Annotated in this window: 11 protein-coding genes; 9 read left to right on the top strand and 2 right to left on the bottom strand. The window is 71.3% G+C overall.

Annotated features, from left to right (window positions below; translation table 11 throughout):
• The first annotated feature begins 155 nt into the window (after nucleotides 1-155).
• From L2I40_RS14310 to L2I40_RS14280, 7 genes are all read left to right on the top strand, one after another.
• Entirely contained in the window at nucleotides 156-734 is a 579-nt protein-coding gene (locus L2I40_RS14310; RefSeq protein WP_237215714.1) for a hypothetical protein, read from the top strand.
• Between the two features lie 101 nt (nucleotides 735-835).
• Nucleotides 836-1,714: a 4-hydroxy-tetrahydrodipicolinate synthase gene (dapA, locus tag L2I40_RS14305; protein WP_237215712.1), complete on the top strand. Its 879-nt coding sequence runs from the start codon at nucleotides 836-838 to the stop codon at nucleotides 1,712-1,714.
• 7 nt (nucleotides 1,715-1,721) lie between these two features.
• Entirely contained in the window at nucleotides 1,722-2,207 is a 486-nt protein-coding gene (gene smpB, locus L2I40_RS14300; RefSeq protein ID WP_237215711.1) for an SsrA-binding protein SmpB, read from the top strand.
• 55 nt (nucleotides 2,208-2,262) lie between these two features.
• On the top strand, nucleotides 2,263-3,801 hold the full coding sequence (locus tag L2I40_RS14295) for an amidohydrolase family protein (protein WP_237215705.1): 1,539 nt from the start codon (nucleotides 2,263-2,265) through the stop codon (nucleotides 3,799-3,801).
• Between the two features lie 63 nt (nucleotides 3,802-3,864).
• Nucleotides 3,865-4,536: a sulfite oxidase-like oxidoreductase gene (locus L2I40_RS14290; protein WP_237215700.1), complete on the top strand. Its 672-nt coding sequence runs from the start codon at nucleotides 3,865-3,867 to the stop codon at nucleotides 4,534-4,536.
• Nucleotides 4,529-5,086: a glutathione peroxidase gene (locus L2I40_RS14285; protein ID WP_237215698.1), complete on the top strand. Its 558-nt coding sequence runs from the start codon at nucleotides 4,529-4,531 to the stop codon at nucleotides 5,084-5,086. The genes L2I40_RS14290 and L2I40_RS14285 overlap by 8 nt, the downstream gene beginning before the upstream one ends.
• 29 nt (nucleotides 5,087-5,115) lie before the next feature.
• Nucleotides 5,116-5,529, top strand: coding sequence for a hypothetical protein (locus L2I40_RS14280; RefSeq protein ID WP_237215696.1), 414 nt, complete (start codon nucleotides 5,116-5,118; stop codon nucleotides 5,527-5,529).
• A gap of 13 nt (nucleotides 5,530-5,542) precedes the next feature.
• Here the strand turns inward: L2I40_RS14280 and L2I40_RS14275 are convergent, their stop codons facing one another.
• Both L2I40_RS14275 and L2I40_RS14270 read right to left on the bottom strand, forming a co-directional pair.
• Nucleotides 5,543-6,187: a uracil-DNA glycosylase gene (locus L2I40_RS14275; protein ID WP_237215694.1), complete on the bottom strand. Its 645-nt coding sequence runs from the start codon at nucleotides 6,185-6,187 to the stop codon at nucleotides 5,543-5,545.
• Between the two features lie 24 nt (nucleotides 6,188-6,211).
• Nucleotides 6,212-6,838: a LabA-like NYN domain-containing protein gene (locus L2I40_RS14270; protein WP_237215692.1), complete on the bottom strand. Its 627-nt coding sequence runs from the start codon at nucleotides 6,836-6,838 to the stop codon at nucleotides 6,212-6,214.
• An 83-nt stretch (nucleotides 6,839-6,921) separates the two neighbouring features.
• On the opposite strand from L2I40_RS14270, the gene folK reads away from it, so the two are divergent.
• Together folK and rpoZ are read left to right on the top strand one after the other, a co-directional pair.
• Entirely contained in the window at nucleotides 6,922-7,428 is a 507-nt protein-coding gene (gene folK / locus L2I40_RS14265) for a 2-amino-4-hydroxy-6-hydroxymethyldihydropteridine diphosphokinase (protein WP_237215690.1), read from the top strand.
• A 119-nt stretch (nucleotides 7,429-7,547) separates the two neighbouring features.
• Entirely contained in the window at nucleotides 7,548-7,943 is a 396-nt protein-coding gene (gene rpoZ / locus L2I40_RS14260) for a DNA-directed RNA polymerase subunit omega (protein ID WP_237215688.1), read from the top strand.
• The last annotated feature ends 108 nt before the right edge of the window (nucleotides 7,944-8,051 follow it).

Below are 8,051 nucleotides of genomic sequence, written 5' to 3'. Positions count from 1 at the left end.
TGCCGGCCGGCGCTGCGCGCCGCGTCACTCGCCCAGGGCTGCGCGGCGGCGGGCGTCGCGAGCGCGAGGAGAAGCAAAAGGAGGCGCAGCTTGCCCATGGAGGTCATCCGGTGTTGGTTGCGCCAGTGCGGACGGGTTGAAGGGGGAGCCGGCGCTTGCGTGCCATAGTTGTCGGCTTTCCGAAAGCCGGCACGACGACCGTGACGAAGGCGCTCGAATCCGCGGGGTTGGTCTGCGCGCAGTGGCTGCACGAGGGGCAGCCGGTCGGGCGGCTCGTCCATGACGGCTGGTTCGAGCGCGGCGATCCCTTCGCCTTCTTCCCCGGCGTCGATGCGCTGACCCAGATGGACATCTGCGTCCCTTCGGCCGGGCTGAACCACTGGCCCAATCTCGACATCGCGCTGCTGCTCGCGATCCGGCGGCTCCACCCGCGCTGCCTCTTCATCCTGAATGCCCGCCCGGCGCCCGAGACGGCAGCCAGCATGCTGCGCTGGCAGGACATGGGCGAGCGGCTGCGCGAGGCGGACATCCCCGGCCTGCCTGCGGGGCGCGGCACCGAGGCCGAACTCGTGGCCTGGATCGAGGCGCATCACGCGGCCCTGCGCCAGGTCTTCGCCGCCGATGCCGCCTTCCTGGACCTCGACATCGCCGATCCGGACGCGCCGCGGCGGCTGGGCGCGGCGCTCGGGGTCGAGATCCGCTGGTGGGGCACGGCGAACGCCAACCCGCCCTGAGGGCGCCCGCCCGATGGCTCCTGCCCCGGGGGCGCCCGCCTTGTCCCGCCGGGCCCGCGCGCCTAGGTTCCGCGGTCCGACACGGCTTGGGGTACAGAACGATGTTCCGGGGATCGCTGGTGGCCTTGATCACGCCGATGCAGGCCGATGGCGCCCTCGACCTCAAGGCGTTCAAGGACTTCGTCGAGTGGCAGATCACGGAAGGCACCCAGGGCCTGATCCCGGTGGGCACCACCGGCGAGAGCCCGACGCTGAGCCATGAGGAACACCACGAGGTGGTGGAGGCCTGCATCGCCGCGGCGAAGGGGCGGGTTCCGGTCATCGCCGGCACCGGCAGCAACTCGACCGCCGAGGCGATCGACCTGACGCGCCACGCGAAGCAGGCCGGCGCGGATGCGGCGCTGGTGGTCACGCCCTACTACAACAAGCCGACGCAGGAGGGGCTCTATCGCCACTACATGGCGATCGCCGATGCGGTGGACCTGCCGGTCATCATCTACAACATCCCCGGCCGCAGCGTGGTGGACATGACGGTCGAGACGATGGGGCGGCTCGCGAAGCACCCGAACATCGTCGGCGTGAAGGATGCGACCGCGAACCTGACGCGTCCGCTGCACACGCGCATCGCCTGCGGCACCGATTTCTGCCAGCTCTCGGGTGAGGACCACACGGCGGTGTCCTATCTCGCCGCCGGCGGCCATGGCTGCATCAGCGTCACCGCCAACATCGCGCCCCGGCTCTGCCGGCAGATGCACGATGCCTGGGCGGCCGGGAAGCCGCAGGAGGCGATGGCCATCCAGGACCGGCTCGTGCCGGTGCATGACGCGATGTTCTGCGAGACCTCGCCCGGTCCGGTGAAGTACGCCGCGAGCCTGCTCGGCCGCAGCACCGATCTCTGCCGCCTGCCCATGGCGCCGGTCGCGGAGGGCACGAAGGCCCGGGTGCGCGAGGCGATGACGGGCGCGGGCCTGCTGAACTAGGTCGCGCATGGCCGAACCCCGCAAGAAGGGCCTGATCAGCCACGGCATCGCCGCGCAGAACCGCAAGGCGCGCTTCGACTATAAGATCGGCGAGACGATCGAGGCCGGGGTGATGCTCGTGGGACCGGAGGTGAAGTCGCTCCGCGCCGGCCGCGCCACGCTGACCGAGGCCTGGGCCGGCGAGCGCGACGGCGAGATCTTCCTCTTCAACTGCTACATCCCCGAATGGCAGGCCGGCAGCTACGTGGCGCGCTTCGAGCCGCGGCGGCCGCGCAAGCTGCTGCTGCACAGGAAGCAGGTGCGCGAGCTGATCGGGTCCATCACGCGCGAGGGCACGACGCTCGTGCCGATGGACATCCACTTCAACGAGCGCGGCGTGGCGAAGGTCACGCTCGGGCTGGCCGAGGGCAAGAAGAAGCACGACAAGCGCGCCGCCATCGCCGCGCGGGACTGGCAGCGCGACAAGGCGCGGCTGATGCGCGACAAGGGTTGACGCGGCCCGACGCGCCCAAGCATCCCTTGGTCGAGCGAGACCGGGGGCCTTCTTCATGCTGATCCTGCGTGGCGGCTGGGTGCTGACCGACCCGGCGAAGGGCACGGTGCTGCGCGACGGCGCGGTGCGCATAGAGGACGGGCGCGTGGCCGAGACGGGCGATGCCGCCGCGCTGATCCGCCGCTTCCCCGCCGCCGAGGTGATCGGCGGGCCGGACGACATCGTCATGCCGGGCCTGATCGATGCGCACAGCCACGGACGGGGCCTCAGCCCGATCCAGAAGGGCGTGCTCTACGACTACCTGGAGAACGCCTTCCTCGAATGGTCCACCATGGCCTATCTGCCGAACGAGCTCTGCGCGGCGCTCTCGGCGGTGCGGCACCTGCGCTACGGCTGCACCACGATCCACCACACCGGCTGGAACGACGAGGGGCCGCACGCGACCGCCGAGGCGCGCAAGGCGATCCTGGCCTATCGCGAGGCCGGCATCCGCCTGGCCTACAGCCCCGGCGTGCGCAACCGGAATAAGTTCTGCGTCGACGAGCAGGCCTTCGCCGCGACCTTGCCGCCCGACCTCGCGGATTTCGTGCGCCCCTTCGTCTCCTACGACGCCAACGCTATCGAGCACGGCTACATGGAGCAGTTCGAGGCGCTGCACGCCGATTTCGACGGCCCCATGTCGCGCATCTTCCACGGCCCCTCCTGGGCGCATGGCACGACGGAGCGCTTTTTCGGCCGCGTGCGCGACAGCGCGCAGCAGAAGGGCGGAATCCCGATCCACATCCACACTTTGCAGACGCCGCACCAGCGCGCCTATGGCCTCAAGGCCTTCGGCAAATCGCTGGTGGCTTATCTCGACGAGCTCGGCCTGCTCGGTCCCAATGTCACGCTCGGCCATGCGGTGTGGCTGACGGAGGCGGACATCGCGCTGCTGGCCGAACGCGGCGCGAGCACCACGCACCACGCGTCGTGCAACCTGCATGTCCGCAACGGCATCTCACCGATCCACCCGATGATCCGCGCGGGCGTCAACGTCGCCATGGGCATCGACGACAAGTCGATCAACGACGACGACGATCCGTTCATGGAGCTTCGCCTCGCCTCCATGCTCGCCCGCGTGCCCGGCTTCGACCTCGGCGCGGAGACGCGGCTGACGGCGGGCGAGGTGCTGGCGATGGGCACGGTGAACGCGGCGCGCACGCTCGGCTTCGGCGGGCAACTCGGCACGCTGGCGCCGGGAATGCTCGCGGATGCGGTGGTGCTCGGCACCGACGAGATGCTGCGCGATCCCTGGACCAGCGAGCGGCTCTCCGTCCCCGACCTGATCCTGCTGCGCGCCAAGGGCAGCCACACGCGGCACGCCGTGGTGGACGGCAAGGTCGTGCTGCGCGACGGGCGGATCGTCACGATGGACGTCGAGGCGCTCTACCGAGAGATCCGCGCCTGGGTCGCGAAGCACCAGGACAGCGCGGCCGATCCGCGGAAGGTCGAGATGATCCGCCGGCTCAAGCCGCATTTCCACGCCTGGCACCGCGACATGCTGCGCCACCTCGATGTCAGCGTGCCGCACTACATGATGAACGGCGCGCGCTAGTCGGCTCCGCGCCGACCCTTGCATCAGGCCTGGCCGGACGCATCTTCGGCCCGAGGAGAGCGCATGGCCCAGGACGAGGACGTCCCCCTGACCGGGAAGGTCAAGGACAAGCTGGTGGAGGCGAAGCAGGGCTGGGCGCGCGAGGGCCGGCTGCTCACCGGTACCACTGCCGATCCGCGGACCGATCGCCTGCCGCCCGGGCAGCGGCTGGTGCAGGACTTTCCGGTGCTCGATCTCGGCGTCCAGCCGGACGTCACCCCCGCCAACTGGCGCCTGCGGATCGAGGGCTTGGTGATGGCCCCGGTCCGGCTCACGCTCGACGAGTTCCGGGCACTGCCGCAGGAGGAACGCGTCAACGACATCCATTGCGTGACGCAGTGGAGCCGCTACGACAATGCCTGGCGGGGGGTGCCGGTGCGCGCTCTGCTCGAGATGGCGCGTCCGAAGGAGGAGGCGCGCTTCGTCGCGCTCACCTCCTATGACGGCTACACGACGAACCTCGCGCTCGACGACTTCGCGCGCGATGAGAATCTCTTCGCGCACAGCTGGGCCGGCTCGCCGCTGGAGCGGCAACATGGCGGCCCGGTGCGCCTCGTCGTGCCCCATCTCTACTTCTGGAAGAGCCCGAAATGGGTGACGCGCGTCGAACTGCTGCGGGAGGACCGGCCGGGCTTCTGGGAAGTCCGCGGCTACCACAATCGCGGCGATCCCTGGATGGAGGAGCGCTATGGCTGATCTTCCCCGTCGCGTCGCGTTGGCGGCGGGCGCCGCGCTGATGGCCGGCCCGGCCGCGGCGCAGCCGCGCAGCGTCTTCGACTTCACCCTCGACGCGCTCGAAGGCGGGCGGCTGCCGTTGGCGGAGTTCCGCGGCCGCGCGCTGATGGTCGTGAACACGGCGAGCTTCTGCGGCTTCACGCCGCAATACGCCGCGCTGCAGCGGCTGCATGACCGCTTCGCCGCGCGCGGCTTCGCGGTGATCGGCGTGCCGTCCAACGACTTCAACCAGGAAAGCACGGACAACCGGCAGATCCGCCAGTTCTGCGACACCATGTTCGGCATCACCTTCCCGATGGCCGCGCTGACGCGCGTGCGCGGGCAGGACGCGCATCCGCTCTATGCCTGGCTCGCCGCCCAGGCCGGCGGCCCGCCGCGCTGGAACTTCCACAAATACCTGGTTGCGCGCGATGGTCGGGCGGTCCGCGCCTTCCCGACCTCCACCGAGCCCGAGGCGCCGGTCCTGGTCCGCGCCGTCGAGGCGGCGCTGGAGGGCCGTCCGCTGGTCTGACCGGTCCGGGGCTGCCATAGGATGCGGCCGTGCAACGGTCGCTCCTGCCCCTCCTGTGCCTGGCGCTGGCGAGTTGCGGCGCGGGCGATGCCGTCATCGCATCCTCGGCCCGCACGGCGCTGGTCGGGCTGCATGCCGATGATCTCCGGCTGTGCGCCGGCATCGCGGATCGCGAGGCGAGATCGCCGGGCGGCGTGTTCTGGACCTATGACCGGAGCCTGCCGGCCTTCGGCTTCTCCAGCCCGATCCCTGGCTTCGAGGCCGGTGTGAACGTGTCCGGCGCGGGCGAGTGCCGGGTCACCTTCCACATCGTCGACGATCGCGTTCGCCGCATCGGCTATGCCAGCGCGCGCGAGGCGGGCGTCTCTCCGGATGCCGCCTGCGCGCCGGTGGTGCGGGGCTGCATGCGCATGCTGCGGGATGGCAGCCTGGGCGCGCCCTGACGCGCCCGACCGATCACCCGCCGATGCGGCGCAGGATGTCGGTGACCACCGCCTCGAACATCTCGGTGGTCAGGCGGCCGGTCTGCGTGTTGTAGCGGCTGACATGGTAGCTTCCGACAAGCAGGACACCGCCGGGCAACGCGTGCATCCGGCCATGGCCGAAGGGCAGGCGTGCCGCGGGGATGCCATGCGCCTTGGCCGCCGCGTTGTGCGCCACGCCGCCCAGCGCGAGGATCGCGCGCAGCCGCGGCATCCCCGCGATCTCCGCCTTGAGGAAGCGGTTGCAGGTGCCGACCTCGGCCGGCGTCGGCAGGTTCTCGGGCGGGACGCAGCGCACCGCGTTGACGATCCGCACGCCTGTCAGCGCCATCCCGTCGCGCGGATCCTCGCGGTATTCGCCGTGCGCGAGGCCGAACTTCAGCAGCGTGGCGTAGAGCAGCTTGCCGGCATGATCGCCCGTGAAGGGCCGCCCGGTGCGGTTCGCCCCCTTCACACCCGGCGCGAGGCCCAGGACGAGCAGCGGCGCGTCGCGCGGCCCCCAGCAGGGGACCGGCGCATTGTGCCACTCGGGCCATTTGGCGCGGTTCGCCAGGCGGTATTCGACGAGGCGCGGGCAGAGCGGGCAGTCGCGCGCGGGGGACTCGGGCTCGGGCGTCATGCCCGCCGCATAGCCGAGCCGCGACTACTCCGGCAGGTCCACGGGCTCCCGGAAGGGTTCGGCCGGTGTCGGGCGCCCGCGCTCCGACGGGCGGAGCGGCAGGGTCCGCGGCCGCGGCTCGGCCGAACGCCGGGTGATGTCCGGGGCGAGGTCGCCGAGCTCGATGAACTGGTCCGCCTGGCGGCGCAGCTCGTCGGCGATCATCCCGGGCTGGGTGCGGATCGTGGAGACGACGGAGACGCGGAGCCCCAGCTGCTGCGCCGCCTCGACCATGCGGCGCAGGTCGCCGTCGCCGGCGAAGATGACCGCGTGATCGAGCCGCGGCGCCAGCGTCAGGACGTCGACGGTCATCTCGACCTCGATATTGCCGCGCACCCGGCGCCGGCCGGACGCATCGGTGAACTCTCGCGCCGGCTTGGTCACCACCGCGTAGCCGTTGTAGCCGAGCCAGTCGACCAGCGGCCGCAGGGGGGAGTACTCGTCGCTGTCGAGCAGCGCGGTGTAGTAGGCGGCACGGACCAGCCTGGCCTGCCGGCGGAAGACGCCGAGCAGACCCTTGTAGTCCACGTCGAAGCCGAGGTTCCGCGACGCTGCGTAGAGATGCGCCCCGTCGATGAAGATGCCGAGCCTCTCCTGGGGATCGAAATGCACGTCGGGATCTTTCGCTCGAATCTCGGGGAACATAGGTCCGTGTGGACAGGCCGTCACCTTTGCGCGGCCGGAGGCGCGGTTTCGTGATCCTGGTCGCGCTGGGTGCGAACCTGCCGGGCCCCGATGGCGCGCCGGCGCTCGAGACCTGCCGCCGCGCGGCCGCGGCGCTGGACCGGCTCCCGGGTCTGCGGCTGCGCGCCTTGTCCCGCTGGTATGCAACAGCGCCGGTGCCGGCCGCCCCCGGGGTCCCAGACTACGTCAACGGCGTCGCACGGCTAGAGACGGCTCCGGGTCCGACGCCGGACCCTGCCGTCATCCTCGGCTATCTGCAGGGCATCGAGGCGCGGTTCGGCCGGGTGCGGCCCTTCCCGAACGCGCCGCGGACGCTGGACCTCGACCTTCTCGACCTCGACGGCCTGCTGCGGCAGGCTCCCGACCCGGTGCTGCCGCACCCCAGGCTGCACCAGCGCGCCTTCGTGCTGGCGCCGCTGCTCGATGTGGCGCCGGGCTGGCGCCATCCCGCGACGGGTGCTCCCGCTGCCCGCCTGCTCGCCGGCCTGGCGGGTCAGGAGGTTCGGCCCATAGGCTGAACCTTGCGCGGCCCGCCCGCGCTGGCTACATGGAAGGTTCACCGAGAGCGGGTGGTGGTGGCCCGGGCGCAGCCGTGCCCGAGGCCTGGCCGCACCCCGCCATCTGCATTGGAGCCGCCATGGCACGCGTCACGGTCGAGGATTGCGTCCTCAAGGTGCCGAACCGCTTCGAACTGGTGCTGCACGCCGCGCAGCGCGCGCGCAACATCAGCCGCGGCGAGGAACTGACGCTGGACCGCGACAACGACAAGAACCCGGTCGTCGCGCTCCGCGAGATCGCCGAGGCCACGGTGGACCTCGACAGCCTCCAGGCCGACCTCATCAAGTCGCTCCAGCGCGCCCCGGAGCCCGAGCCGGCCGAGGAGGAGGTGCTGGACCTGATCGCGACCGACGAGAACATCTTCGGCGTGATGGACGTCAACGAGGAGCCGAGCGGCGATGGCGCGGGCCTCGAGGACCTCTCGGCCGACGACATCGAGGCGGCGATCGCCGCCGAACTCGGCGGGAAGCGCTGAGGCCGAGAGTACCTGGCGGGGGCGCCGCCCCCGCCGCCACCGCAGCACGCCCCGGGCGGCCGCTCGCGGCGGTGCCCGCATGACCGCGCGGCCCGGGCTCGTCACCCC

It is taken from the genome of Falsiroseomonas oryziterrae, assembly GCF_021864505.1.
Taxonomy (GTDB): Bacteria; Pseudomonadota; Alphaproteobacteria; order Acetobacterales; family Acetobacteraceae; genus Falsiroseomonas; species Falsiroseomonas oryziterrae.
This window is presented reverse-complemented; position numbering and strand designations above follow the sequence as displayed.

Excerpts from the sequence above, each read along its gene's own strand:
- L2I40_RS14285 (WP_237215698.1), top strand. The coding sequence starts at position 4,529 with ATGGCTGATCTTCCCCGTCGCGTCGCGTTGGCGGCGGGCGCCGCGCTG.
- smpB (WP_237215711.1), top strand. The coding sequence starts at position 1,722 with ATGGCCGAACCCCGCAAGAAGGGCCTGATCAGCCACGGCATCGCCGCG.
- L2I40_RS14295 (WP_237215705.1), top strand. The coding sequence starts at position 2,263 with ATGCTGATCCTGCGTGGCGGCTGGGTGCTGACCGACCCGGCGAAGGGC.
- L2I40_RS14275 (WP_237215694.1), bottom strand. The coding sequence starts at position 6,187 with ATGACGCCCGAGCCCGAGTCCCCCGCGCGCGACTGCCCGCTCTGCCCG.
- L2I40_RS14290 (WP_237215700.1), top strand. The coding sequence starts at position 3,865 with ATGGCCCAGGACGAGGACGTCCCCCTGACCGGGAAGGTCAAGGACAAG.
- dapA (WP_237215712.1), top strand. The coding sequence starts at position 836 with ATGTTCCGGGGATCGCTGGTGGCCTTGATCACGCCGATGCAGGCCGAT.
- rpoZ (WP_237215688.1), top strand. The coding sequence starts at position 7,548 with ATGGCACGCGTCACGGTCGAGGATTGCGTCCTCAAGGTGCCGAACCGC.